The organism is Streptomyces sp. Act143 (assembly GCF_003143935.1).
Lineage (GTDB): Bacteria > Actinomycetota > Actinomycetes > Streptomycetales > Streptomycetaceae > Streptomyces.
Genome location: NZ_QFRX01000001.1, coordinates 3,652,972 through 3,678,828, shown reverse-complemented (window position 1 = coordinate 3,678,828; position 25,857 = coordinate 3,652,972). Strand labels below are relative to the sequence as shown.

General features: G+C 68.9%; 24 protein-coding genes. 22 read left to right on the top strand and 2 right to left on the bottom strand.

The window, feature by feature from the left end; all coding sequences use genetic code 11:
* The 22 genes from thrC (at position 1) to DI272_RS16165 (ending at position 23,240) form a co-directional block, all read left to right on the top strand.
* Positions 1 to 1,059 (top strand): threonine synthase, encoded by a 1,059-nt coding sequence (thrC, locus tag DI272_RS16270; RefSeq protein ID WP_109496069.1) that lies wholly within the window; start codon positions 1 to 3, stop codon positions 1,057 to 1,059.
* 240 nt (positions 1,060 to 1,299) lie between these two features.
* The gene (thrB, locus tag DI272_RS16265) at positions 1,300 to 2,229 is read left to right on the top strand and encodes a homoserine kinase (protein WP_109496068.1); all 930 of its coding nucleotides are present in this window, start codon (positions 1,300 to 1,302) and stop codon (positions 2,227 to 2,229) included.
* 408 nt (positions 2,230 to 2,637) lie between these two features.
* On the top strand, positions 2,638 to 4,638 hold the full coding sequence (gene rho / locus DI272_RS16260) for a transcription termination factor Rho (protein WP_109496067.1): 2,001 nt from the start codon (positions 2,638 to 2,640) through the stop codon (positions 4,636 to 4,638).
* 152 nt (positions 4,639 to 4,790) lie between these two features.
* Complete coding sequence (locus tag DI272_RS16255; protein WP_109496066.1) at positions 4,791 to 6,566, top strand: trypsin-like serine protease; 1,776 nt, start codon at positions 4,791 to 4,793, stop codon at positions 6,564 to 6,566.
* 205 nt (positions 6,567 to 6,771) lie between these two features.
* On the top strand, positions 6,772 to 7,908 hold the full coding sequence (locus DI272_RS16250; protein ID WP_109496065.1) for an LCP family protein: 1,137 nt from the start codon (positions 6,772 to 6,774) through the stop codon (positions 7,906 to 7,908).
* Between the two features lie 148 nt (positions 7,909 to 8,056).
* On the top strand, positions 8,057 to 8,275 hold the full coding sequence (gene rpmE / locus DI272_RS16245; protein WP_079311057.1) for a 50S ribosomal protein L31: 219 nt from the start codon (positions 8,057 to 8,059) through the stop codon (positions 8,273 to 8,275).
* Between the two features lie 105 nt (positions 8,276 to 8,380).
* Complete coding sequence (gene prfA, locus DI272_RS16240; protein ID WP_109496064.1) at positions 8,381 to 9,457, top strand: peptide chain release factor 1; 1,077 nt, start codon at positions 8,381 to 8,383, stop codon at positions 9,455 to 9,457.
* A gap of 83 nt (positions 9,458 to 9,540) precedes the next feature.
* Positions 9,541 to 10,380, top strand: coding sequence for a peptide chain release factor N(5)-glutamine methyltransferase (gene prmC, locus DI272_RS16235; protein ID WP_109500864.1), 840 nt, complete (start codon positions 9,541 to 9,543; stop codon positions 10,378 to 10,380).
* Between the two features lie 52 nt (positions 10,381 to 10,432).
* Positions 10,433 to 11,080 carry an L-threonylcarbamoyladenylate synthase gene (locus DI272_RS16230; protein ID WP_109496063.1) on the top strand — a complete coding sequence of 216 codons (648 nt, stop codon included), beginning with the start codon at positions 10,433 to 10,435 and terminating at the stop codon, positions 11,078 to 11,080.
* Positions 11,077 to 11,748: a protein-tyrosine-phosphatase gene (locus DI272_RS16225; protein WP_109496062.1), complete on the top strand. Its 672-nt coding sequence runs from the start codon at positions 11,077 to 11,079 to the stop codon at positions 11,746 to 11,748. Before DI272_RS16230 ends, DI272_RS16225 begins: the two co-directional genes overlap by 4 nt.
* Positions 11,749 to 11,817: 69 nt before the next feature.
* Complete coding sequence (glyA, locus tag DI272_RS16220) at positions 11,818 to 13,059, top strand: serine hydroxymethyltransferase (RefSeq protein ID WP_109496061.1); 1,242 nt, start codon at positions 11,818 to 11,820, stop codon at positions 13,057 to 13,059.
* A 162-nt stretch (positions 13,060 to 13,221) separates the two neighbouring features.
* A complete protein-coding gene (locus tag DI272_RS16215) occupies positions 13,222 to 14,556 on the top strand; it encodes an MraY family glycosyltransferase (protein ID WP_109496060.1) in 1,335 nt (444 codons plus the stop codon).
* 311 nt (positions 14,557 to 14,867) lie between these two features.
* The gene (locus DI272_RS16210; RefSeq protein WP_109496059.1) at positions 14,868 to 15,299 is read left to right on the top strand and encodes a hypothetical protein; all 432 of its coding nucleotides are present in this window, start codon (positions 14,868 to 14,870) and stop codon (positions 15,297 to 15,299) included.
* Between the two features lie 216 nt (positions 15,300 to 15,515).
* On the top strand, positions 15,516 to 16,361 hold the full coding sequence (gene atpB, locus DI272_RS16205; RefSeq protein ID WP_181387203.1) for a F0F1 ATP synthase subunit A: 846 nt from the start codon (positions 15,516 to 15,518) through the stop codon (positions 16,359 to 16,361).
* Between the two features lie 78 nt (positions 16,362 to 16,439).
* Positions 16,440 to 16,664: an ATP synthase F0 subunit C gene (atpE, locus tag DI272_RS16200; RefSeq protein ID WP_030860414.1), complete on the top strand. Its 225-nt coding sequence runs from the start codon at positions 16,440 to 16,442 to the stop codon at positions 16,662 to 16,664.
* A gap of 42 nt (positions 16,665 to 16,706) precedes the next feature.
* Positions 16,707 to 17,261, top strand: coding sequence for a F0F1 ATP synthase subunit B (locus tag DI272_RS16195; RefSeq protein WP_109496058.1), 555 nt, complete (start codon positions 16,707 to 16,709; stop codon positions 17,259 to 17,261).
* Positions 17,258 to 18,073, top strand: coding sequence for a F0F1 ATP synthase subunit delta (locus DI272_RS16190; protein WP_109496057.1), 816 nt, complete (start codon positions 17,258 to 17,260; stop codon positions 18,071 to 18,073). Before DI272_RS16195 ends, DI272_RS16190 begins: the two co-directional genes overlap by 4 nt.
* Before the next feature lie 126 nt (positions 18,074 to 18,199).
* The gene (gene atpA / locus DI272_RS16185) at positions 18,200 to 19,789 is read left to right on the top strand and encodes a F0F1 ATP synthase subunit alpha (RefSeq protein ID WP_079311050.1); all 1,590 of its coding nucleotides are present in this window, start codon (positions 18,200 to 18,202) and stop codon (positions 19,787 to 19,789) included.
* Between the two features lie 21 nt (positions 19,790 to 19,810).
* A complete protein-coding gene (locus DI272_RS16180) occupies positions 19,811 to 20,728 on the top strand; it encodes a F0F1 ATP synthase subunit gamma (protein WP_109496056.1) in 918 nt (305 codons plus the stop codon).
* Positions 20,728 to 22,164 carry a F0F1 ATP synthase subunit beta gene (gene atpD / locus DI272_RS16175; RefSeq protein ID WP_109496055.1) on the top strand — a complete coding sequence of 479 codons (1,437 nt, stop codon included), beginning with the start codon at positions 20,728 to 20,730 and terminating at the stop codon, positions 22,162 to 22,164. Before DI272_RS16180 ends, atpD begins: the two co-directional genes overlap by 1 nt.
* A gap of 111 nt (positions 22,165 to 22,275) precedes the next feature.
* A complete protein-coding gene (locus tag DI272_RS16170) occupies positions 22,276 to 22,650 on the top strand; it encodes a F0F1 ATP synthase subunit epsilon (protein ID WP_046262507.1) in 375 nt (124 codons plus the stop codon).
* 143 nt (positions 22,651 to 22,793) lie between these two features.
* Positions 22,794 to 23,240, top strand: coding sequence for a DUF2550 domain-containing protein (locus DI272_RS16165; RefSeq protein WP_059192320.1), 447 nt, complete (start codon positions 22,794 to 22,796; stop codon positions 23,238 to 23,240).
* A gap of 4 nt (positions 23,241 to 23,244) precedes the next feature.
* Here the strand turns inward: DI272_RS16165 and DI272_RS16160 are convergent, their stop codons facing one another.
* A complete protein-coding gene (locus tag DI272_RS16160; protein WP_109496054.1) occupies positions 23,245 to 23,781 on the bottom strand; it encodes a hypothetical protein in 537 nt (178 codons plus the stop codon).
* Positions 23,782 to 23,958: 177 nt separating this feature from the next.
* On the bottom strand, positions 23,959 to 25,791 hold the full coding sequence (locus DI272_RS16155) for a glycoside hydrolase family 18 chitinase (RefSeq protein WP_109496053.1): 1,833 nt from the start codon (positions 25,789 to 25,791) through the stop codon (positions 23,959 to 23,961).
* Between the last annotated feature and the right edge of the window lie 66 nt (positions 25,792 to 25,857).

The window sequence follows — 25,857 nt, the reverse complement described above, 5'->3', positions numbered from 1 at the left end:
ATGACCCACCAGTGGCGCGGAATCATCGAGGAGTACCGGGACAGGCTGCCGGTCTCCGCCACCACGCCGGTCGTGACGCTCCGCGAGGGCGGCACGCCCCTCGTGCCCGCGCAGGTGCTCTCCGAGCGCACGGGCTGCGAGGTCCACCTCAAGGTCGAGGGCGCGAACCCGACGGGGTCCTTCAAGGACCGCGGCATGACCATGGCCATCTCCAAGGCCAAGGAGGAGGGCGCCAAGGCGGTCATCTGCGCCTCCACCGGCAACACCTCCGCCTCCGCCGCCGCCTACGCGGTCCGCGCCGGCATGGTTTCGGCCGTTCTCGTGCCGCAGGGCAAGATCGCGCTCGGCAAGATGGGCCAGGCCCTCGTCCACGGCGCCAAGATCCTCCAGGTCGACGGCAACTTCGACGACTGCCTCACCCTCGCCCGCTCGCTCAGCGAGAACTACCCCGTGGCGCTGGTCAATTCGGTCAACCCGGTCCGCATCGAGGGCCAGAAGACCGCCGCCTTCGAGATCGTGGACATGCTCGGCGACGCCCCCGACATCCACGTCCTCCCGGTCGGCAACGCGGGCAACATCACCGCGTACTGGAAGGGGTACAAGGAGTACGCCGCCGACGGCGTCGCCGCCAGGACGCCCCGGATGTGGGGCTTCCAGGCGTCCGGCAGCGCCCCGATCGTGCGCGGCGAGGTCGTGAAGGACCCGTCGACCATCGCCACCGCGATCCGCATCGGCAACCCGGCGTCCTGGCAGTACGCGCTCGCCGCGCGGGACGAGTCCGGCGGCCTCATCGACGAGGTGACGGACCGTGAGATCCTGCGCGCCTACCGCCTGTTGGCCGCCCAGGAGGGCGTCTTCGTGGAGCCCGCCTCGGCCGCGTCCGTGGCCGGTCTGCTGAAGGCCGCCGAGCAGGGTCTGGTCGACCCGGGCCAGACCATCGTGTGCACCGTCACCGGCAACGGCCTGAAGGACCCCGACTGGGCCGTCGCGGGCGCCCCGCAGCCCGTCACCGTCCCGGTCGACGCGGCGACGGCTGCCGAGCGCCTCGGTCTGGCGTAGCCAACCGCGGCCGGCGACATCCCTGCAGGGGGTGCACAGGGGGCTTACGACACGCATCGTGCGCCTCCTGTGCGCCCTATGTCGCCACAGAACCTTCCTTCGATAGGCTGTACCGAACCCGCCCGCCGCATATGCCCGTGCGCATGGCCGGGAGCCGCGTCATCTCCGCGGCCCGCGGGGTCTCCACGTACGTATCGAATGTCTTCGACAATCACGCAGCTCAAGGAGAGTCATCGAGCGATGGCCGGTCCAGCGTTCCGCGCCGCCGCCGTCCGGGTGCGCGTCCCCGCCACCAGCGCCAATCTCGGCCCGGGCTTCGACGCCCTCGGCCTGTCGCTGGGGCTCTACGACGACGTCGTCGTCCGGGTGGCCGACTCAGGGCTGCACATCGACATCGCGGGTGAGGGCAGCGAGACCCTCCCGCGCGACGAGAAGCACCTGCTCGTACGGTCCCTGCGCACCGCCTTCGACCTGCTCGGCGGACAGCCGCGCGGCCTGGAGATCGTGTGCGCCAACCGCATCCCGCACGGCCGCGGCCTCGGCTCCTCCTCCGCCGCCATCTGCGCCGGCATCGTCGCCGCGCGTGCCGTGACCATAGGCGGCGAGTCCAAGCTCGACGACGCCGCGCTCCTGGAGCTCGCGACCGAGATCGAGGGCCACCCCGACAACGTGGCGCCGTGTCTGCTCGGCGGCTTCACGATCGCCTGGATGGAGGCCGGTGCCGCCCGGGCCATCAGGCTCGACCCCGCCGATTCCATCGTTCCGGTGGTTTTCGTGCCGGGGAAGCCGGTTCTGACGGAGACCGCGCGCGGTCTCCTCCCGCGCACCGTGCCGCACGTCGACGCCGCCGCCAACGCCGGCCGCGCCGCTCTGCTCGTCGAGGCCCTCACCCGCAGCCCCGAACTGCTGCTGCCCGCCACCGAGGACCGACTGCACCAGGAATACCGGGCTCCGGCCATGCCGGAGAGTGCCGCGCTCGTGGAGCGCTTGAGGGCGGACGGAGTTCCGGCGGTGATTTCCGGCGCCGGACCCACCGTTCTCGCGCTGGTCGACGAGGCCAGCGCCGACAAGGTCGCCCATCTGGCGGGCGAGGGATGGGCCGCCAACCGGCTCGAACTCGATGCCCAGGGCGCGAGCGTATTGCCGCTCGCACCCGCCAGTGACATCTGAAAACGTTCGGTTGCCGGATTTCGAGAGGGGGAATGTTTGTTGGATCCGGTAGTGTTAACCTCAAGTCTGCACCCGACCCCACCATGGCGAGGTGCTTCACGTCCCCGTCCGGGACAGACATTCTTCCGGGAGCCTCCCAAGCCGCACTGTGTTTCGTACGACGTACGCGGGCAGTACGTAGTACGCGAGCACTGAGCGACTTGCCGGGCACGCTCCGGAACCGGTGCGACCGAGCCGTGTGACACAGCCAGTCGGTGTCACTGCTCCGGGAAGCGCCATCACCAGATTCCTCCGCCGCCCAGGCGGACCACCGCCCCGGCACGGTCCACAAGGATGGGACCGACGTCGGACAGCACAACCGGTCGCCGAGCCAGACAGGCCGACGTCCGCTCCAGGGAAGGACCCTTCGTGAGCGACACCACCGATCTGATGGGCGCACGTGTCGAGGAGACCGCTGCCGCGCCCGCCACGGACGCCTCCGCGCCTGCCACCGGTGCCGGCTCCCGGCGGCGCCGCGGTACCGGCCTCGAGGGCATGGTGCTGGCCGAGCTGCAGCAGGTCGCATCCGGCCTCGGCATCAGGGGCACCGCGCGCATGCGCAAGAGCCAGCTGATCGAGGTCATCAAGGAGGCGCAGGCCGGAGGCGGCGCCGCCCCGGCCGCGAAGGCCGCGACCGCCGCGGGCGACGCCACCGAGACCAAGCCCAAGCGCCGCGCCACCTCCAAGGCCCGTACCGGCGAGACCGCCGAGAAGAAGGCGGACGCGAAGGCCGAGGCCGCCGCCGAGAAGGCCGTGGCCCAGCAGCAGATCGAGATCCCCGGCCAGCCGGCCTCCGACGACGCCCCGGTGGAGCGCCGCCGTCGCCGTGCCACGGCCGAGGCCGGCAGCCCGGAGACGGTGGCCGCCGAGGCGAAGAGCGAGCCGAAGGCCGAGACGCCGGCGCCCCAGCAGGCGCAGGGCGACGCCGGTGACGCCGAGGGCCGCCAGGGCCGTCGTGACCGCCGTGACCGGGGCGACCGTCAGGACCGTGACCGTGGCGGCCGTGACCGCGACCGCCGCGGCAAGGGCGACGACCAGCAGGGCGGCGGCCAGCGCGGCCAGCAGCAGAACCAGCAGCAGGGCGGCGGCCGTCAGGACCGCAACGCGGGCCCGCAGGACGACGACGACTTCGAGGGCGGCCGCCGTGGCCGTCGGGGCCGTTACCGGGACCGCCGTGGCCGTCGTGGCCGTGACGACATGGGCGCGGCCGAGCCGCAGCTCGCCGAGGACGACGTCCTGATCCCCGTCGCGGGCATCCTGGACATCCTCGACAACTACGCCTTCATCCGTACGTCGGGCTACCTGCCCGGGCCGAACGACGTGTACGTCTCGCTCGCCCAGGTCCGCAAGAACGGCCTGCGCAAGGGCGACCACATCACCGGTGCGGTCCGCCAGCCCAAGGAAGGCGAGCGGCGCGAGAAGTTCAACGCGCTGGTGCGTCTGGACTCCGTCAACGGCATGGCGCCCGAACACGGCCGTGGCCGCCCGGAGTTCAACAAGCTGACCCCGCTGTACCCGCAGGACCGCCTCCGCCTGGAGACGGACCCCGGCGTTCTCACCACCCGCATCATCGACCTCGTCTCGCCCATCGGTAAGGGCCAGCGCGGTCTGATCGTGGCCCCGCCGAAGACCGGCAAGACCATGATCATGCAGGCGATCGCCAACGCGATCACGCACAACAACCCCGAGTGCCACCTGATGGTCGTCCTGGTCGACGAGCGTCCGGAAGAGGTCACCGACATGCAGCGGTCGGTCAAGGGCGAGGTCATCTCCTCGACCTTCGACCGCCCGGCCGAGGACCACACCACGGTCGCCGAGCTGGCCATCGAGCGTGCCAAGCGCCTGGTGGAGCTGGGCCACGACGTGGTCGTGCTGCTCGACTCGATCACGCGTCTGGGCCGTGCGTACAACCTCGCGGCGCCCGCCTCCGGCCGCATCCTGTCCGGTGGTGTCGACTCGACCGCCCTGTACCCGCCGAAGCGCTTCTTCGGTGCGGCCCGCAACATCGAGGACGGCGGCTCGCTGACCATCCTCGCCACCGCCCTGGTGGACACCGGGTCCCGCATGGACGAGGTGATCTTCGAGGAGTTCAAGGGCACCGGCAACATGGAGCTCAAGCTCGACCGGAAGCTCGCCGACAAGCGCATCTTCCCGGCGGTGGACGTGGACGCGTCCGGCACCCGCAAGGAAGAGATCCTGCTCGGCAACGAGGAGCTGGCGGTCGTCTGGAAGCTGCGTCGCGTGCTGCACGCGCTCGACCAGCAGCAGGCCATCGAGCTGCTCCTCGACAAGATGAAGCAGACGAAGTCGAACGTCGAGTTCCTGATGCAGATCCAGAAGACCACGCCGACCCCTGGCAACGGCGACTGACATCAGTCTTCGCAAGTCTTCAGCGAAGGGCCACCCCTGGTGCAGGGGTGGCCCTTCGCGGTGTGTGGGACCGGTGTACGATCGCGCTCTTCGGTCACTGATTCGACCGCCTGAACTTCTGATCCCGAGGGGGGACTTGCGTGGGTACACCCATGTCCGGAGGCCGCCACAGACGCCGTATACGGATCGGGCTGCCGGTCGCCGCGGCCGGTGTCGCGGGCGCCGTCGCGGCCGCGCTCATGATGACGTCGGCCGGGGCGGCCACCGCCTCCGAGCCGGCGCTCAGGACGCCCGCTCTCACCACGGTGTCGCAGGCCGAGCTCCAGGCCAGGGTCGCGGGGGGTCTGGCCGGTGGTGACATCGCCGGGCAGACGACCTCGAAGTCCTCGCTGAGTTCCAGCACCAGCAGCGGCACGGTCGACGCGAAGATCATCGGTGGCACCACCACGACCATCACCTCGGCGCCCTGGATGGCCCAGCTCTTCTACCAGGACTCGACCAACGACGTGTACTTCTTCTGCGGCGGCGCCGTCGTCTCGCCGACGAAGATCCTCACCGCCGCGCACTGCGTCAAGGGCTACAACTGGGCCAAGTACGGCGCGATCGTCACCGGCACCACGACGCTGCCGGACGCGAACGGCAACACCAACGGCACGGTCACCGGCGCGGTGCGCCAGTGGAGCCACCCCTCGTACAGTGCGCGGACCATCGACAACGACATCGCCGTCGTCACCCTGAACCAGCCGGTCAAGGCGACGCCGATCCGCATGACGACGTCCACCGACACCACCTCGTACAAGGCCGGGACGAGCGCGAAGCTCTACGGCTGGGGCCGTACCAGCTCCACCACGCAGGACATCTCCGACACCCTCAAGACGGCCACGCTGCCGATCCAGTCGGACACCACCTGCGCGAACTATTACGGTGCCGACTTCGTCAAGGGGCACATGGTCTGCGCGGGCAACCCCGCCACCGGCAGCGACGCGGGCACGACGTCCGCCTGCAACGGTGACTCCGGTGGCCCGCTGGTCGTGAACGGCCGCATCGTGGGTGTCGTCTCCTGGGGCGTCACGGACTGCGTCGAGAAGGGCGCGTACAGCGTCTTCTCGAAGGTCAGCACCTACCTCGGCGCCGCTTACGCGCAGGTCGACGACGCCAACTTGAGCTACACGGACAACAAGGCCGACCTGTTCGTGCGCAACGCGTCCACGAAGACGGGCTACGAGAAGGACTCCAAGGGAACCTCCTTCGGAGCCCGGCAGGCCCTCGGCTACTGGGGCTCCTACAACGTCGTCGTCCAGACCGACCTGAACCGCGACAGCGTCCAGGACTTCATCTACCGCAACAGCTCCACCGGTGCCGTCTACTGGGACCGTTACGTGTGGTCGACGGGCGAATTCACCCGCAAGAAGATCTTCGACAACTGGAAGACCCGCACGCGCATCATCGCCCCCGGCGACCTCACCGGCGACTACAAGCCGGACCTGGTCTCCGTGGACTCCGCCGGCAAGGCGTGGCTCTACCCGAGCAACGGCGACGGCACCTTCGCGGCCCGCAAGCAGATCGGCACGGGCACAGGCTGGAACGCGTACAACATGGTGCGCGGCAAGGGCGACTTCAACGGTGACGGCAAGGCCGACCTCATCGCCCGCAACCGCAGCACCGGCGCCCTCTACCTCTACAAGGGCACCGGCAACGCCTCCAGCCCCTTCTCCGCCCGCGTGAAGGTCCGCACCTGGAGCAACACCACGTACAACGCCTTCGACGCCATCGGCGACATCACCGGTGACGGCAAGGCCGACTTCCTGGCCCGTACGCCCGGCGGCACCCTGTACCTGTACAAGGGCACCGGCAAGGCCACCAGCGAGATCTTTGCCACAAGGATCTCGGTCGGTACCGATTTCAAGCAGTACGACATCTTCGGCTGAAATCGCAGGTGAGCCGGGTACACCCCGACTCCTCGACTACGCACTGTGCCCATCCGTCCACCGGATGGGCACAGTGCGTTGTGCAACCCTTTCCCCGGTTTCCCCGTCTGACCCGTCGGGGCGACCATGGTGAGGTCCGGGTCGTTCGCGACCACGTCTGACCCTGAAAGCAGGGGGTAACCGACCCGACGAGAACGAGGAGAACATGGCCGCCGAGAGCACGCCGGAGCCCGGCATACCGGGAGAGTCCGGCACCACGGGCCCGCGCCACCGCGCCAAGGGCCGCCGCCGCAAGACCCGAAGCGGGCACAAGGGCCTGAAGATCGCGGCCTGGACCGCCGCGGGCGTCGTCGTGCTGGGCGGCACCGGGGCCGGCTACCTGTACTTCAAGCTCAACGGCAACATCAAGAGCGTCGACATCGACCAGGCCCTCGGCACCGACCGGCCGACCAAGGTCGACAACGGCTCCGAGAACATCCTGGTCCTCGGCTCGGACACCCGCTCCGGCTCGAACAAGAAGCTCGGCGGCGGCGCCGACGACGGCAGCGCCCGCTCGGACACGGCGATGATCGTGCACGTCTACGAGGGCCACAAGAAGGCCAGCGTGGTCTCCATCCCCCGCGACACCCTCATCGACCGCCCCGAGTGCACCGACACCGACGGGAACGAGCACGACGCCGCGTCGATGGTGATGTTCAACTCCGCGTACTCCACGGGCGGCGCCGCCTGTGCCGTCAAGACCGTCGAGTCGCTCACCGGCATCCGCATGGACCACTACCTGGAGGTCGACTTCTCCGGCTTCCAGAAGCTCATCGACGATCTCGGCGGCGTCCAGGTGACCACCACCAAGGACATCTCCGACCGCGAGAGCCACCTCGACCTCAAGGCCGGCACGCACACCCTCACCGGCAAGCAGGCCCTCGGCCTGGTCCGCACCCGGCACGGCGTGGGCGACGGCTCCGACCTCGGCCGCATCCAGCTCCAGCAGGCGTTCATCAAGGCGCTGATCGACCAGATCAAGCACGTCGACGTCTTCGGCAACCCGAAGAAGCTGTACGACCTCGCCGACACCGCCACCAAGGCCGTGACGGCCGACTCCGACCTGGGCTCGGTCAACAAGCTGATGTCGTTCGCCAACGGACTCAAGGGCATCAGCTCCAAGAACATGACCATGGTCACCATGCCGGTCCAGTACGACCCCGCGAACGCCAACCGCGTCCTCGTGGACGAGGCGAAGGCCAAGGTGGTCTGGAAGGCCCTGGAGGACGACCGGGCGATCCCGAAGAGCGCGACCAAGGGCACGGCCACGGGCCAGGCGGAAGGCGTCGTGACGGCGTCCTAGCCGCTCTGCCGCACCGCTGGGAATAGATCACCACCACCCCCCGTTTTGGGGGATGCGGCCAGTCCTGGCAGACTGGTACGTCGGCCCCGGTTCACGCCCCCGCAGCCCGCGGGTGCGACCCGGTGCCCTCCCGAAACTAGGAGACACCTTGAAGCGCGACATCCACCCCGAGTACGTCGAGACGCAGGTCAGCTGCACCTGTGGCGCGTCGTTCACCACCCGTAGCACGATCGAGAGCGGCACCATCCGTGCCGAGGTCTGCTCCGAGTGCCACCCGTTCTACACGGGCAAGCAGAAGATCCTCGACACCGGTGGCCGTGTGGCCCGCTTCGAGGCCCGCTTCGGCAAGGCTGCTGCCAAGAAGTAGCGAGCCACCAGCGCCGGTCCGCGGTCGCGCTCCTCGGAGCGCGCCGGGACCGGCGTTTTTGGTCGCCCGCCTTCCCCTTTTCATCCGCAGTACAGGAGCCCTGAGATGTTCGAGGCCGTCGAGGAACTGGTCACTGAGCACGCCGACCTGGAGAAGAAGCTCGCCGACCCGTCGGTCCACTCCGACCAGGCCAACGCGCGCAAGCTGAACAAGCGCTACGCCGAGCTCACCCCGATCGTCGCCACGTACCGCTCCTGGAAGCAGACCGGCGACGACATCGAGACCGCACGCGAACTCGCCGCCGACGACCCGGACTTCGCCGCCGAGGTCAAGGAGCTCGCCGAGCAGCGCGAGGCGCTCACCGAGAAGCTGCGGCTGCTGCTGGTCCCCCGCGACCCGAGTGACGACAAGGACGTCATCCTGGAGATCAAGGCGGGCGCCGGCGGTGACGAGTCGGCCCTGTTCGCCGGCGACCTGCTGCGGATGTACCTGCGCTACGCCGAGCGCGTCGGCTGGAAGACCGAGATCATCGACGCCACCGAGTCCGAGCTGGGCGGCTACAAGGACGTCCAGGTCGCCGTGAAGACCAAGGGCGGCCAGGGCGCCACCGAGCCCGGCCAGGGCGTCTGGGCCCGCCTGAAGTACGAGGGCGGCGTGCACCGCGTACAGCGCGTCCCGGCGACCGAGTCCCAGGGCCGTATCCATACCTCCGCGGCGGGCGTCCTGGTGACCCCCGAGGCCGAGGAGGTCGACGTCGAGATCAACCCCAACGACCTCCGCATCGACGTGTACCGCTCCTCCGGCCCCGGCGGACAGTCCGTCAACACCACGGACTCCGCCGTGCGCATCACGCACATTCCCACCGGAGTCGTCGCTTCCTGCCAGAACGAGAAGAGCCAGCTTCAGAACAAGGAGCAGGCCTTGCGTATCCTGCGCTCCAGGCTGCTCGCCGCGGCGCAGGAGGAGGCGGAGCGGGAAGCCGCCGACGCCCGCCGCAGCCAGGTCCGTACCGTCGACCGCTCCGAGAAGATCCGTACGTACAACTTCCCGGAGAACCGCATCTCGGACCACCGCGTCGGGTTCAAGGCGTACAACTTGGACCAGGTCCTGGACGGCGACCTCGACGCGGTGATCCAGGCCTGTGTCGACGCGGACTCGGCGGCGAAGCTGGCGGCCGCGTAAGAGGGACCTACGCACGACCGAGTACGACACGGAGGACTTGCGTGCAGCAATCATTTGGGGGGCGACCCCCAAACCCCCGCAGTCTGCTGCTCGCTGAGGTAGCTCAAGCCACCCAGCGGCTGGCCGACGCCGGCGTGCCCTCGCCGCGCAACGACGCGGAGGAGCTCGCCGCGTTCGTGCACGGCGTGAAGCGGGGCGAGCTGCACTCCGTGAAGGACGCGGACTTCGACGCCCGCTACTGGGAGGTCATCGCCCGCCGTGAGCAGCGCGAGCCGCTCCAGCACATCACGGGGCGGGCGTTCTTCCGGTACCTGGAGCTCCAGGTCGGCCCGGGCGTCTTCGTGCCCCGGCCCGAGACCGAGTCCGTGGTCGGGTGGGCGATAGACGCCGTACGCGCCATGGACGTCGTCGAGCCCTGCATCGTCGACCTGTGCACCGGCTCCGGCGCCATCGCGCTCGCCCTCGCCCAGGAGGTCCCGCGTTCCCGCGTGCACGCCGTGGAGCTGTCCGAGGACGCCCTGCGATGGACGCGCAAGAACATGGAGGGGTCCAGGGTCGACCTGCGCCAGGGCAACGCCCTGGACGCCTTCCCGGACCTCGACGGCCAGGTCGACCTGGTCATCTCCAACCCGCCCTACATCCCGCTGACCGAGTGGGAGTACGTCGCTCCCGAGGCGCGGGACTACGATCCCGAACTCGCCCTGTTCTCGGGCGAGGACGGCCTCGATCTCATCCGCGGCCTGGAACGCACCGCGCACCGGCTGCTCCGCCCCGGCGGCGTCGTCGTCATCGAGCACGCCGACACCCAGGGCGGCCAGGTGCCGTGGATCTTCACCGAGGAACGGGGCTGGGCCGACGCGGCCGACCACCCCGACCTCAACAACCGCCCCCGGTTCGCGACGGCCCGCAAGGCGCTGCCGTGACCACCCCCAAGACTCTCAGCCAGCAGTACGTGTACGAGGAGGCCCGCTAGATATGGCACGGCGATACGACACCAACGACGCGACCGACCGCTCGACCGGTCTGCGCGAGGCCGCGTCCGCCGTCCGCCGTGGCGAGCTGGTCGTCCTCCCGACCGACACGGTGTACGGCATCGGCGCCGACGCGTTCTCCTCGGAGGCCGTCGCCGATCTGCTGGAGGCCAAGGGCCGCGGCCGGAACATGCCCACGCCCGTCCTCATCGGCTCCCCGAACACCCTGCACGGCCTCGTCACGGACTTCTCCGAGCTGGCCTGGGAACTGGTCGACGCGTTCTGGCCGGGCGCGCTCACGCTCGTCGCCAAGCACCAGCCGTCGCTGCAGTGGGACCTGGGTGACACGAGGGGCACGGTCGCGGTCCGCATGCCCCTGCACCCGGTGGCGATCGAACTGCTCACCGAGGTGGGCCCGATGGCGGTCTCCTCGGCGAACCTCACCGGCCACCCCGCCCCCGAGGACTGTGACGCGGCGCAGGGGATGCTCGGCGACTCCGTCTCCGTCTACCTGGACGGCGGCCCGACCCCCGGCAACGTCCCGTCGTCGATCGTCGACGTGACGCGCGAGGTGCCCGTCCTGCTCCGCGCGGGCGCGATCTCCGCGGAGGAGCTCAGGAAGGTCGTACCCGACCTCGAGGTGGCGAATTGACGGCCCCTGACGCGGGGCGTGGCATATGGGACATGGAAGAGACGCGGACCTTCACCGGTCTCCCGCGTGACTCCTTCCGCATCCTCCACGTCAGCACCGGCAACGTGTGCCGCTCGCCGATCACCGAGCGGCTGACCCGGCATGCCCTCGCGAACCGGCTCGGCGACCCGCTGTGGGGCGGCCTCGTCGTGGAGAGCGCCGGCACCTGGGGCCATGAGGGCGCGCCCATGGAGGCCAACGCGGAGACGGTCCTGGCCGACTTCGGCGCGGACGCCTCCGGCTTCACCGGCCGCGAACTCCTCGACGAGCACGTCATCATGGCCGACCTGGTCCTGACGGCCACCCGCGACCACCGCGCCCAGGTCATCTCCATGGGCCACTCGGCGGGCCTGCGCACCTTCACCCTGAAGGAGTTCACCCGCCTGGTCCGCGCGATAGACCCGACCACGCTGCCCCCCCTGGAGGACGGCGTGGTCGACCGTGCCCGCGCGCTGGTGCGGGCGGCGGCGGCGCTGCGGGGGTGGTTGCTGGCGCCGACGGCGGAGGCGGACGAGGTGTACGACCCGTACGGGGCGCCGCTGGGGTTCTTCCGGTCGGTGGGGGACGAGATACATCAGGCGCTGGATCCGGTGGTGACGGCGCTGACGGGGGTACCCGCGAGGGCGTAACGGCCGAGCACCTCGGGAGCACCGGGCCTACATTGGTCGTACGTCATCGTCGACGCCCCGGAGTCCACCATGTCGGTCACCCATGCGCCCGAGACCGCCGACGTCCTGCGGCGGCAGGATCCCGAGCTGGCCGAGATCCTGCTCGGTGAGCTCCAGCGGCAGTCGACGTCGCTGCAGCTCATCGCGGCCGAGAACTTCACCTCGCCGGCCGTGCTGGCCGCCCTGGGCTCGCCGCTGGCCAACAAGTACGCCGAGGGCTACCCGGGCGCCCGGCATCACGGCGGCTGCGAGATCGTGGACGTCGCCGAGCGGCTGGCCGTGGACCGGGCGAAGGCGCTGTTCGGGGCCGAGCACGCGAACGTGCAGTCCCATTCGGGGTCGTCGGCCGTACTCGCCGCGTACGCCGCCCTGCTGCGGCCCGGTGACACCGTCCTCGCCCTCGGGCTGCCGTACGGCGGGCACCTCACGCACGGGTCGCCGGCGAACTTCTCCGGCCGCTGGTTCGACTTCGTCGGGTACGGGGTGGACGCCGAGACCGGGCTCATCGATCACGAGCAGGTGCGGACCCTCGCCCGCAATCACCGGCCCAAGGCCGTCGTGTGCGGGTCCATCGCCTACCCCCGCCACATCGACTACGCCTTCTTCCGCGAGGTCGCCGACGAGGTGGGCGCCTATCTGATCGCCGACGCCGCCCACCCCATCGGGCTCGTCGCCGGGGGAGCGGCGCCCAGTCCGGTGCCGTACGCCGATGTCGTGTGCGCGACGACGCACAAGGTGCTGCGCGGGCCCCGCGGCGGGATGATCCTGTGCGGTGCGGAACTGGCCGAGCGGGTCGACCGGGCCGTCTTCCCGTTCACCCAGGGCGGTGCGCAGATGCACACCATCGCCGCCAAGGCCGTCGCGTTCGGCGAGGCGGCAACACCGGCGTTCACCGCGTACGCCCATCAGGTGGTCGCCAATGCGAGGGTTCTCGCGGCGGGCCTGGCCGCCGAGGGGTGTGTCGTCACCACCGGCGGCACGGACACCCATCTGCTCACCGTCGACCCGGCGCCGCTCGGCGTCGACGGGCGCACGGCGCGGGGGCGGCTGGCGGCGGCCGGGATGGTCCTCGACTGCTGTGTGCTGCCGCACGGGGACGCCCGTGGCCTGCGGCTGGGGACCGCCGCCGTGACCACGCAGGGCATGGGGGAGGAGGAGATGGCGGGCATCGCCGCCCTGCTCGCGGGGGTGCTGCGCGGGGAGACCGAGGGGCTGAAGGCCCGTGAAGAAGTGCGGGAGCTGGCGGGCAGATTTCCGCCGTATCCGGCCTGATACGGGGTAGGCGCACCCCCGTCGATCCCGTCGTACACCTGGTTGACACCCGGGTGCACAGCCACACGTGCAACCATCGTCGCTACCCGGAAGTCCCCAACCATATGCGTCCGTCGCTAGGGTGTGGGGCTGAGATGGCCAGCGAGACCTGTGGGGAAGCCCGTGCGTGAATACCTGCTGACGCTCTGCATCACGGCCGCGGTGACGTATCTGCTGACAGGGCCGGTGCGGAAGTTCGCGATCGTGGCCGGAGCGATGCCGGAGATCAGGGCCCGTGACGTGCACCGGGAACCGACTCCGCGGCTCGGCGGTATCGCCATGTTCTTCGGCCTGTGCGCCGGGCTCCTGGTCGCCGATCACCTCACCAACCTCAACGGGGTCTTCTCCCAGTCCAACGAGCCGCGGGCGCTGCTCTCCGGCGCCGCCCTGATCTGGCTGATCGGCGTGCTGGACGACAAGTTCGAGATCGACGCCCTGATCAAGCTCGGCGGGCAGATGATCGCCGCCGGCGTGATGGTCATGCAGGGTCTGACGATCCTGTGGCTGCCGATCCCGGGCGTCGGCTCGGTCGCGCTGACCCAGTGGCAGGGCACCCTGCTGACGGTGGCGCTGGTCGTCATCACCATCAACGCCGTCAACTTCGTGGACGGCCTAGACGGCCTCGCCGCGGGAATGGTGTGCATCGCGTCGGCCGCGTTCTTCCTCTACGCCTACCGCGTGTGGGTGTCGTACGGCATCGAGGCCGCCGCCCCGGCGACGCTGTTCTCGGCGATCCTGATGGGCATGTGCCTGGGCTTCCTGCCGCACAACATGCACCCCGCGCGGATCTTCATGGGCGACTCGGGCTCGATGCTGATCGGGCTGGTGCTGGCCGCGGGCGCGATCTCCATCACGGGGCAGGTCGACCCGGACGCGCTGAAGCTGTTCGCCGGGTCCGAGAAGGCGGCCGTGCACCAGACGGTGCCGGTCTACATCCCGCTGCTGCTGCCGCTGACCATCATCGCGATCCCGGCCGCCGACCTGGTGCTCGCCATCGTGCGCCGCACCTGGCGCGGTCAGTCGCCGTTCGCCGCCGACCGCGGGCATCTGCACCACCGGCTGCTGGAGATCGGGCACTCGCACAGCCGGGCCGTCCTGATCATGTACTTCTGGTCGGCGCTGATCGCGTTCGGCGCGCTCGCCTACTCGGTCAACTCGGCGTCCATGTGGATCGTGCTGGGTGTCGTGTTCCTCTCCGCGATCGGGCTGCTGCTGTTGCTGCTGCCGCGCTTCACGCCGCGGGTGCCGATGTGGGCGCAGGCCCTCGTGCCGCCCCGTTACCGCCGTCGCCGCAAGGCCGTTGCGGAATCCGTGCCCGCCGCCGAGCCCCTGGCTCCCGCGACGGAGGAGGAAGAGCGCACTCCGGTCGCCGTCGGCGTTCCCGGCGTCAACGGGGCGACCGCCATCGGCGCCCGTTCGCGCTTTCTGGACCGGCGGAAAGCGGAGTCGTCGCGCTGACGCGGCAAGGTAAGAATCTGACTAGAGCATTGCCAAGTCGTGGGAGTGGGTTGGGGGTGCAAAGCGCCCCAATACCAGACATGTTGGTTGCGTTTCTGCACAGACGCGCACTGTCACTCTCATGTGTGACAGCAAGCACACCAACCAGGTAAAGACCTCATCAAATAGTTTGTGATACGGTTCACGAGAACCCGGGATAGAGCCGAAGGACCGTAGTGCGACGGTCCATTGGTGTGAGGTTCCCTCTCAGCCCGGGACTACGCTCGTCCATGACGACACCCCTTCCCCCCGTTGAAAGCGGAGTTGCCGCCATGCCGTCCAACGACGTCCGGATCCTGGCCCAGGCCGCTGTGCCCACAGCTGCCGTCGGCGCGATTGCCGCCGTCGTCAGTGGTGTGGTCGCCGGCGGTAAAGGGGCGATCGGGGCGGGCGTCGCGACGCTGATCGTGATCCTGTTCATGGGAATCGGTCTTTACGTACTGCAGCGCACTGCCAAATCGCTTCCGCACTTGTTCCAGGCGATGGGCCTGATGCTCTACGCGGCTCAGATCCTGCTGCTGTTCGTGTTCGTCGCGGCTTTCAAGAACACGACGTTGTTCAACCCCAAGGCTTTCGCACTGACTCTCGTCGCCGGCACCCTCGCGTGGATCGCCGCACAGACGCGTGCCCACATGAAGTCCAAGATCCTCTACGTCGAACCCGATTCGGGTAACAAGCCCGAAAAATCGGGGCACTCGTCGTGAGGGGTAGGGGCGGGATAAAGGCGCACGAGAAGTCCTGCTATCGTCCGGTGCCAACTGCGGCATCGCGGGCGCGGGCATCTGAGCTGACGCCTGCTCAATCTCACTCGCGAGGCGAGATGCCCCCCAGCCGCCCCCACATCCGTAACACCAGTCCCGTGCCGAACCGCGGCCCTGCGCCGCGCCGACACAACGAGGTTGCCGTACCTATGCGCCACGATGAAGGAGCCCGCGGTGAGTGCTGACCCGACGCAGACGCTCGCTTTCGACACGAGCTGTCACCTGTTCGACGGGTGTGGCTTCGACACGGTCGCCCCGGGCCTCCACTCGTTCCTGTTCGAGCCGCTCCTGGGCGACGCGGACGGCAACGGCTTCTACTTCAACAAGCCGATGCTGCTGGCGCTTGTCGGCTCCGTCATCATCGTGGGCTTCTTCTGGGCCGCTTTCGCCCGGCCGAAGCTCGTGCCCGGCAAGCTCCAGATGGTCGCCGAGGCCGGCTACGACTTCGTACGCCGCGGCATCGTCTACGAGACGATCGGCAAGAAGGAAGGCGAGAAGTACGTACCGCTCGCCGTCTCCCTGTTCTTCTTCATCTGGATGATGAACCTCTGGTCGATCGTTCCCGTCGCCGCCTTCCCGGTGACGTCGATCATCGCCTACCCGCTGGTCCTGGCCCTGATCGTGTACGTCCTGTGGGTCTCGCTGACCTTCAAGCGGCACGGCGTCGTGGGTGCCTTCAAGAACTTCACCGGCTACGACAAGTCGCTGGGCGCGGTTCTCCCGCTCTCCATGACCATCGAGTTCGCCTCGAACCTGATCGTCCGCCCGTTCACACACGCGGTGCGACTCTTCGCGAACATGTTCGCCGGCCACACCCTGCTGCTGCTCTTCACGATCGCCAGCTGGTACATGCTCAACGGCATCGGCATCGCCTACTCGGCCGTCTCCTTCGTGATGGTCATCGTGATGACGGCCTTCGAGCTCTTCATCCAGGCGGTGCAGGCGTACGTCTTCGTCCTCCTGACCTGCACCTTCATCCAGGGCGCGCTCGCCGAGCACCACTGAGCACCGCCCCCTGCCACACCCCCAGAGACATCCGGTGGCCAACCCCCACCGGTCACGTAAAGAGAAGGAAGAACTGGCATGTCCCAGATGCTCGCTGCGGTCGACGGCAACCTCGGCTCCATCGGCTACGGCCTCGCGGCGATCGGCCCGGGCGTCGGCGTCGGCATCATCTTCGGTAACGGCACCCAGGCTCTCGCCCGCCAGCCCGAGGCCGCCGGTCTGATCCGCGCCAACCAGATCCTCGGCTTCGCCTTCTGTGAGGCGCTCGCCCTCATCGGTCTGGTCATGCCGTTCGTCTACTAAGACGAACTCTCACGACCGACCCTTTCGACGAAAGGCACTGATGTGACATCCGCCCTGGTTTTCCTGGCGGCTGAAGAGGGGCACAAGGAAAACCCCCTCGTTCCGCCGTGGCCGGAAGTTGTCATCGGCCTCATCGCTTTCGTCATCGTCTTCGGCTTCCTCGCCAAGAAGCTCCTCCCGACCATCAACAAGGTTCTGGAAGAGCGGCGCGAGGCCATCGAGGGCGGTATCGAGAAGGCCGAGGCCGCCCAGACCGAGGCCCAGAGCGTCCTTGAGCAGTACAAGGCCCAGCTCGCCGAGGCCCGTCACGAGGCTGCGCGGCTGCGCCAGGAGGCGCAGGAGCAGGGCGCCACGCTCATCGCCGAGATGCGCGCGGAAGGCCAGCGGCAGCGCGAGGAGATCATCGCCGCCGGGCACGCCCAGATCGAGGCCGACCGCAAGGCCGCCTCGCAGGCGCTGCGCCAGGACGTCGGCAAGCTCGCCACCGACCTGGCCGGCAAGCTCGTCGGCGAGTCCCTCGAGGACCACGCCCGGCAGTCCCGCGTGATCGACCGCTTCCTCGACGAGCTCGAGGAGAAGGCTGAGGCGGCTCGATGAACGGAGCGAGCCGCGAGGCCCTGGCAGCCGCACGTGAGCGTCTTGACGCGCTGACGGACAACACGTCCGTGAACGCCGGCACGCTCGCCGAAGAGCTGGCCGCCGTCACCGCGCTGCTCGACCGCGAGGTGTCGCTGCGTCGGGTCCTGACCGACCCGGCGCAGGCCGGCGAGGCCAAGGCCGAGCTGGCCCAGCGTCTCCTCGGTGGCCAGGTCGGCGGCGAGACCGCCGACCTCGTGTCCGGCATGGTGCGCTCCCGCTGGTCGCAGTCGCGCGACCTGGTGGACGCCCTGGAGGAGCTGGCGAACCTCGCCGACCTCACGGCCGCGCAGCGGGCCGGAGCGCTCGACGACGTGGAGGACGAGCTGTTCCGGTTCGGCCGGATTGTCTCCTCGAACACCGAGCTGCGGGCCGCGCTGACCGACCGCGCCGCGACCGGTTCGGCCAAGGGCGAGCTGCTGCGCAGCCTGCTCGGCGGCCGTGCCCACGCGACCACCGAGCGCCTGGTGACGCGTCTTGTGACCGCGCCGCGGGGACGTAGCCTGGAAGCGGGACTGGAGTCCCTGTCCAAGCTCGCCGCGGACCGTCGCAACCGCCTGGTCGCCGTCGTCACCTCGGCGGTCCCGCTGAGCGACACCCAGAAGCAGCGCCTGGGCGCCGCGCTCGGGAAGCTCTACGGCCACCAGGTCCACCTGAACATCGACGTGGACCCCGAGGTCCTCGGCGGTATCCGGGTGCAGGTCGGCGACGAGGTCATCAACGGCTCCATCGCGGACCGCATCGAGGACGCCGGCCGCCGCCTGGCGGGCTGAGCAGCAACTTCATAGCAGTACGTACTTACGACGGCCCTGGTTGGGCCGTACATGAAGAATCCTGGGGGTCGCCCCCAGACCCCCAAAGTGAAACTTCGGGCCCAACAAGGAGAGCAGGGAACCCAGATGGCGGAGCTCACGATCCGGCCGGAGGAGATCCGGGACGCGCTGGAGAACTTCGTCCAGTCGTACAAGCCGGACGCGGCCTCGCGCGAGGAGGTCGGTACGGTCACCCTTGCCGGCGACGGCATCGCGAAGGTCGAGGGTCTGCCCTCGGCCATGGCCAACGAACTGCTGAAGTTCGAGGACGGCACCCTCGGCCTCGCGCTCAACCTGGAAGAGCGCGAGATCGGCGCCATCGTCCTCGGTGAGTTCAGCGGCATCGAGGAGGGTCAGCCGGTCACGCGCACCGGTGAGGTCCTCTCCGTGGCCGTCGGCGAGGGCTACCTCGGCCGCGTCGTCGACCCGCTCGGCAACCCGATCGACGGCCTCGGCGAGATCGAGACGTCCGGCCGCCGCGCCCTCGAGCTGCAGGCCCCCACGGTCATGCAGCGCAAGTCGGTGCACGAGCCGATGGAGACCGGCTACAAGGCCGTCGACGCGATGACCCCGATCGGCCGTGGCCAGCGTCAGCTGATCATCGGTGACCGTCAGACCGGCAAGACCGCCCTGGCCGTCGACACGATCATCAACCAGCGCGACAACTGGCGCTCGGGCGACGTGAACAAGCAGGTCCGCTGCATCTACGTCGCCATCGGCCAGAAGGGCTCCACCATCGCGTCGGTCCGCCGCGCGCTGGAGGAGAACGGCGCGCTGGAGTACACGACCATCGTCGCCGCCCCGGCGTCCGACCCGGCCGGCTTCAAGTACCTGGCGCCGTACACCGGTTCGGCCATCGGCCAGCAGTGGATGTACGAGGGCAAGCACGTCCTCATCATCTTCGACGACCTGTCGAAGCAGGCCGACGCCTACCGCGCCGTGTCCCTGCTGCTGCGCCGCCCGCCGGGCCGTGAGGCCTACCCGGGTGACGTCTTCTACCTGCACTCCCGTCTGCTGGAGCGCTGCGCCAAGCTCTCCGACGACATGGGCGCCGGCTCGATGACCGGTCTGCCGATCGTCGAGACCAAGGCCAACGACGTCTCGGCGTTCATCCCGACCAACGTCATCTCCATCACCGACGGCCAGTGCTTCCTGGAGTCGGACCTGTTCAACGCCGGTCAGCGCCCCGCGCTGAACGTCGGTATCTCCGTCTCCCGAGTCGGTGGTTCCGCGCAGCACAAGGCGATGAAGCAGGTCTCCGGCCGTCTGCGCGTGGACCTCGCCCAGTTCCGTGAGCTGGAGGCGTTCGCCGCCTTCGGTTCCGACCTGGACGCCGCGTCGAAGGCGCAGCTGGAGCGCGGTCAGCGCATGGTCGAGCTGCTCAAGCAGGCTCAGTACCAGCCGATGTCCACCGAGGACCAGGTCGTCTCCGTCTGGGCCGGCACCACCGGCAAGATGGACGACGTCCCGGTCGCCGACATCCGCCGCTTCGAGAAGGAGCTCCTGGAGTACCTGCACCGCAAGGAGCAGGGCCTCATGACCTCCATCCGCGAGGGCGGCAAGCTGTCGGACGACACCCTCACCGCTGTTGCCGACGCGATCGCCGACTTCAAGAAGCAGTTCGAGACCTCGGACGGCAAGCTTCTCGGCGAGGACGCCCCGGCCGCCGCCAAGTGACGTAAGGAAGGGACCTGACTCATGGGAGCCCAGCTCCGGGTCTACAAGCGTCGCATCCGATCCGTCACCGCGACCAAGAAGATCACCAAGGCGATGGAGATGATCGCCGCCTCGCGTGTCGTCAAGGCGCAGCGCAAGGTGGCGGCCTCCACGCCGTACGCGACCGAGCTCACCCGCGCGGTCACGGCGGTGGGTACCGGCTCGAACACGAAGCACCCGCTGACCACGCAGGCCGAGACGGTCACGCGGTCCGCGGTGCTGCTCCTGACGAGCGACCGTGGTCTCGCCGGTGCCTTCAACTCCAACGCCATCAAGGCCGCGGAGCTGCTCACCGCGCGTCTTGAGGCCGAGGGCAAGCAGGTCGACACGTACATCGTCGGCCGGCGCGGTCTGGCCCACTACAACTTCCGCGAGCGCAAGGTCGCGGAGTCGTGGTCGGGCTTCACCGACGAGCCCAGCTACGCGGACGCGAAGAAGGTCGCGGGTCCGCTGATCGAGGCCATCGAGAAGGAGACGGCGGACGGCGGCGTGGACGAACTCCACATCGTCTACACCGAGTTCGTCTCGATGATGACGCAGACGGCAATCGACTCCCGACTGCTGCCGCTCAGCCTCGACGAGGTCGCGAAGGAAGCAGCCCCCAAGGGCGAGATCCTTCCGCTGTTCGACTTCGAGCCGTCGGCGGAGGACGTCCTCGACGCCCTGCTGCCGCGCTACGTCGAAAGCCGTATCTACAACGCGCTGCTCCAGTCGGCTGCCTCCAAGCACGCCGCCACGCGCCGCGCGATGAAGTCGGCCACCGACAACGCCGGAGAGCTCATCACCACGCTCTCCCGACTTGCCAACGCGGCCCGCCAGGCCGAAATCACCCAGGAAATCAGCGAGATCGTCGGTGGCTCCGCAGCCCTGGCCGACGCGACCGCGGGGAGTGACCGCTAATGACCACCACTGTTGAGACCGCGACGGCCACGGGCCGCGTCGCCCGGGTCATCGGCCCGGTCGTCGACGTGGAGTTCCCCGTCGACGCGATGCCCGACATCTACAACGCCCTTCACGTCGAGGTGGCCGACCCGGCCCAGGACGGCGCGAAGAAGACGCTGACCCTGGAGGTCGCCCAGCACCTGGGTGACGGCCTGGTCCGCACCATCTCCATGCAGCCCACCGACGGTCTGGTCCGCCAGGCCGCGGTCACCGACACCGGTGCCTCCATCACGGTCCCGGTCGGCGACTTCACCAAGGGCAAGGTGTTCAACACCCTCGGTGAGGTGCTGAACGTCGACGAGAAGTACGACGGCGAGCGCTGGGGCATCCACCGCAAGGCCCCGAACTTCGACGAGCTCGAGTCGAAGACCGAGATGTTCGAGACCGGCGTCAAGGTCATCGACCTTCTCACCCCGTACGTCAAGGGTGGAAAGATCGGTCTGTTCGGTGGTGCCGGCGTCGGCAAGACGGTGCTCATCCAGGAGATGATCTACCGCGTCGCCAACAACCACGACGGTGTCTCCGTGTTCGCCGGTGTCGGTGAGCGCACCCGTGAGGGCAACGACCTCATCGAGGAGATGTCGGACTCCGGCGTCATCGACAAGACCGCGCTGGTCTTCGGCCAGATGGACGAGCCCCCGGGCACCCGTCTCCGTGTGGCCCTCGCCGGTCTGACCATGGCGGAGTACTTCCGCGATGTGCAGAAGCAGGACGTGCTGTTCTTCATCGACAACATCTTCCGCTTCACGCAGGCCGGTTCCGAGGTGTCGACCCTGCTCGGCCGTATGCCCTCCGCGGTGGGTTACCAGCCGAACCTGGCCGACGAGATGGGTCTCCTCCAGGAGCGCATCACCTCGACCCGTGGTCACTCGATCACCTCGATGCAGGCGATCTACGTCCCCGCGGACGACCTGACCGACCCGGCCCCGGCCACCACCTTCGCCCACCTCGACGCGACGACGGTTCTCTCCCGTCCGATCTCCGAGAAGGGCATCTACCCGGCCGTGGACCCGCTGGACTCCACGTCCCGCATCCTGGACCCGCGGTACATCGCGCAGGACCACTACGACGCCGCCATGCGCGTCAAGAACATCCTGCAGAAGTACAAGGACCTCCAGGACATCATCGCGATCCTCGGTATCGACGAGCTCGGCGAGGAGGACAAGCTCGTCGTCCACCGTGCCCGTCGCGTGGAGCGCTTCCTGTCCCAGAACACCCACGTCGCCAAGCAGTTCACCGGCGTCGACGGGTCGGACGTCCCGCTGGACGAGTCGATCGCGGCCTTCAACGCGATCTGCGACGGCGAGTACGACCACTTCCCGGAGCAGGCGTTCTTCATGTGCGGTGGCATCGAGGACCTGAAGGCCAACGCCAAGGAGCTCGGCGTCTCCTGAGCCGTGTGCTCTTGAAGAGGGGGCGGGGTACGTCCCGCCCCCTCTTTCACGCCTATTAGACTTGTAACCAACACCCGGCAGACCTGCCGGGTGGTGACCCGAGGAGCCACCTTGGCTGCTGAGCTGCACGTCGCGCTGGTCGCGGCCGACCGAGAGGTCTGGTCCGGCGAGGCCACCCTGGTCGTCGCGCGCACCACGTCCGGCGACATCGGCGTCATGCCCGGTCACCAGCCGCTGCTCGGTGTGCTGGAGTCGGGCCCGGTGACCATCCGTACGAGTGATGGTGGAACGGTCGTCGCCGCGGTGCACGGCGGTTTCATCTCGTTCGCGGACAACAAGCTGTCGCTGCTGGCCGAGATCGCCGAGCTGTCGGACGAGATCGACGTCCAGCGCGCGGAGCGCGAGCTGGAGCGGGCGAAGGCGGAGGGTGACGCCGCCGCCGAGCGTCGCGCGGACGTACGTATCCGTGCGGCGGCGACGCGCTAGCCTGCGCTGGACCGTATGACGTCACTCAGCCGCGGCTGGGACCGGAGAAATCCGGCCCTGGTCGCGGCTGAGGCGAATGTGGATGTTTTTTCCAATCCGTTACCGAGTGATCCGTTACCGAGTAGACGAGGAGGTCGGTGTCGATGGTCCTCGCTCTGACTGTGTGCGGAGTCGTGGTCGCCCTGGTGGTGCTGGGACTGTTCGTCTTCGGCCTGCGCCGCAGACTGATTCAGCGCTCGGGCGGCACTTTCGACTGTTCCCTGCGCTGGGACGTCCCGGAGAAAACCGACACCAGCGGCAAGGGCTGGAGCTACGGTGTCGCCCGCTACAACGGCGACCGCATCGAGTGGTACCGCGTCTTCTCCTACGCCTACCGGCCGCGCCGCGTCCTGGAGCGCGCCGCGATCGAGGTCGCCGGCCGCCGTCTGCCCGAGGGGGAGGAGGAGCTGGCGCTGCTGTCGGACGCCGTCGTCCTCACCTGTCTGCACCGCGGCACCCGGCTCGAACTCGCCATGAGCGAGGACGCGCTGACCGGTTTCCTCGCCTGGCTGGAGGCGGCCCCGCCCGGTCAGCGCGTCAACGTCGCCTAGCGACTCAGGCCAGCGGCACGCTCGTACCGGCGTAGCCGACCGAGAAGACGGCCGTGGTGCCGACCTCGTCGACCGTGACCCAGGTGCCGTTGTGGTCCACCCCGTCGTCGTTGCCGACGCACGGCTCACCGACGGCCGGAACGGTGCCGGTGGTGCTGGTGCTGCCGAAGCCGGTGAGGGTGAAGCCGGTGATCTGGGTCTGCACGCGCGGGTCGTAGGCCACCGTGTTGCTGACGCCGGTGTGGCGGTTCAGCGTGATGTCGTGGGTCTTCTGGCCCTTGGTGCCCGCCCCGGTGATCCATTCGCAGACCGCGCTGTAGTGGGTGGTGGCGTCGTACGCGAACGTGACGCCGGGCGCGTTGGTCTGGAGCTGCTTGTTGTTCCAGCCGAACGCGGTCTGGACGTCGCCCTTGCCTACGAACCCCGTGCCGGTCGCCGGGTCGAAGGTCACCGCGGCCAGAGCCGGTCCGGTGGCGAGGGCGACGGCGGCCGCCGCGCCCGCGAGTACTCCGACGGCGGTCTTCTTGGTCCTGAGGTTCATGATTCCCCCTGAATGAACAGTTCCGTTTGCTGGCTGACGGATTCACTGTGGGGGCGGGGGTGACATGTCCGGCATTGGCCGACCGACCCCGCGGTGGGGCCGAAGGTCCCGGTGGGGCGCATGCGCCGGGGGCGCGCGGTATGCACCGCGCGCCCCCGGGTTGAACGATGGAGCAGGTCAGCTCAGTCCGCTGTTGATGGCGCTCACCAGCTCGCCGTTGCTGCTGTCGCCGCTGAACTCCCAGAAGAACGCCCCGCCCAGGCCCTGGTTCTTGGCCCAGGTCATCTTGGTGCCGATGGTGGCGGGGGTGTCGTACGACCACCAGTTGCTGCCGCAGTAGGCGTACGCGGTGCCGCCGACGGTGCCGGTGGCGGGGCAGGACGTCTTGAGGACCTTGTAGTCCTCGATGCCCGCCTCGTAGGTGCCGGGAGCCGGGCCGGTGGCGGTGCCGCCGGGGGCCGCCTGGGTGACGCCGGTCCAGCCGCGGCCGTAGAAGCCGATGCCGAGCAGGAGCTTGCTCGACGCCACGCCCTTCGCCTTCAGCTTGGCGATCGCGTCGGCCGAGTTGAAGCCGGCCTTCGGGATGCCCGAGTAGGAGGTGAGGGGGGAGTGCGGGGCGGTCGGGCCCGTCTTGTCCCAGGCGCCGAAGTAGTCGTACGTCATCACGTTGTACCAGTTGACGTAGGCCGAGGCGCCGCCGTAGTCGGCCGCGTCGATCTTGCCGCCGTCGGAGGCGTCCGCGGTGATCGCGGCGGTGACCAGGTAGTCGCTGCCGAACTCCGAACGCAGCGCCGCCATCAGGTTCTTGAAGGCCGCGGCACCGGAGGTGTCACAGGTCAGACCGCAGGCGTTCGGGTACTCCCAGTCGATGTCGATGCCGTCGAAGACGTCCGCCCAGCGCGGGTCCTCGATGACGGACTTGCAGCTCGCGGCGAACGCGGCCGGGTTGGCGGCGGCCTGGGCGAAGCCGCCGGAGTAGGTCCAGCCGCCGAAGGAGTACAGCACCTTGATGTTCGGGTACTTGGCCTTCAGCTCGCGCAGCTGGTTGAAGTTGCCGCGCAGCGGCTGGTCCCAGGTGTCGGCGACGCCGCTGACGGACTGGTCGGCGGTGTAGGCCTTGTCGTAGGCGGCGTAGGTGTCGTCGACGACGCACTTGCCGTCCTTGACGTTGCCGAACGCGTAGTTGATGTGCGTGATCTTCGACGCCGAGCCGGAGGTCACCAGGTTCTTGACGTGGTAGTTGCGGCCGTAGACGCCCCACTCGGTGAAGTAGCCGAGCTTGACCTTGCCGCCGGTGCCGGGGTCCGGGTCGGTGCCGCCGCCACCTGTCGTCGTCACCGAGAGCGCGCCGCTGACCGGGCCGGTCTGGTCGGCGGTGTCGCGGGCCTGGACGGTGTACGAGTAGGAGGTGCCGGCGGTCAGGCCGGTGTCGGTGTACGAGGTCGTCGTCACCGTCGCGACCTTGGTGCCGTTGCGCAGGACGTCGTAGTTCTTGACGCCCTTGTCGTCGGTGGCCGCGCTCCAGGAGAGCTTCACCGAGGTGTCGGTGACGCTCGACGCGGTCGGAGTGCCGGGCGCGCTGGGCGCGCTGTCGCTCGGGTTGGTGGTGCCGCCGTCGCAACTGCCGCCGTTCAGCTTGCAGTTGGACGGGGCGCCGGTGCCGGAGCCGTTGAAGCCGAAGGAGATCGAGGCGCCGGGGGCGAGGGTGCCGTTCCAGGACTTGTTCTTGGCGGTCCAGTGGGTGCCGGAGGAGGTGACGTCGGCGTCCCAGGCGGAGGTGACCGAGGTGCCGGAGGGGAAGTCCCACTCCACGGTCCAGGAGCTGAGGGTGGTGTCACCGGTGTTCTTGACGGTCCACTTGCCCTCGAAGCCGGTGCCCCAGTCCTGGGTCTTGGCGTAGGTCGCGGTCGCGGACGTCGCCGCCTCGGCGGGACTGGCCAGCCCGACCAGTCCGGCGAAGGGGAGCAGCAGGGTCGCGAACCCTGCCGCGGCTCTGTGTCTGAAGCGCATGCCGCGCCTCCTTTTCGGGGGTGGGGGCACGACTGAGCCTTCGTGCCCACGGTGCGGTGAGAATAG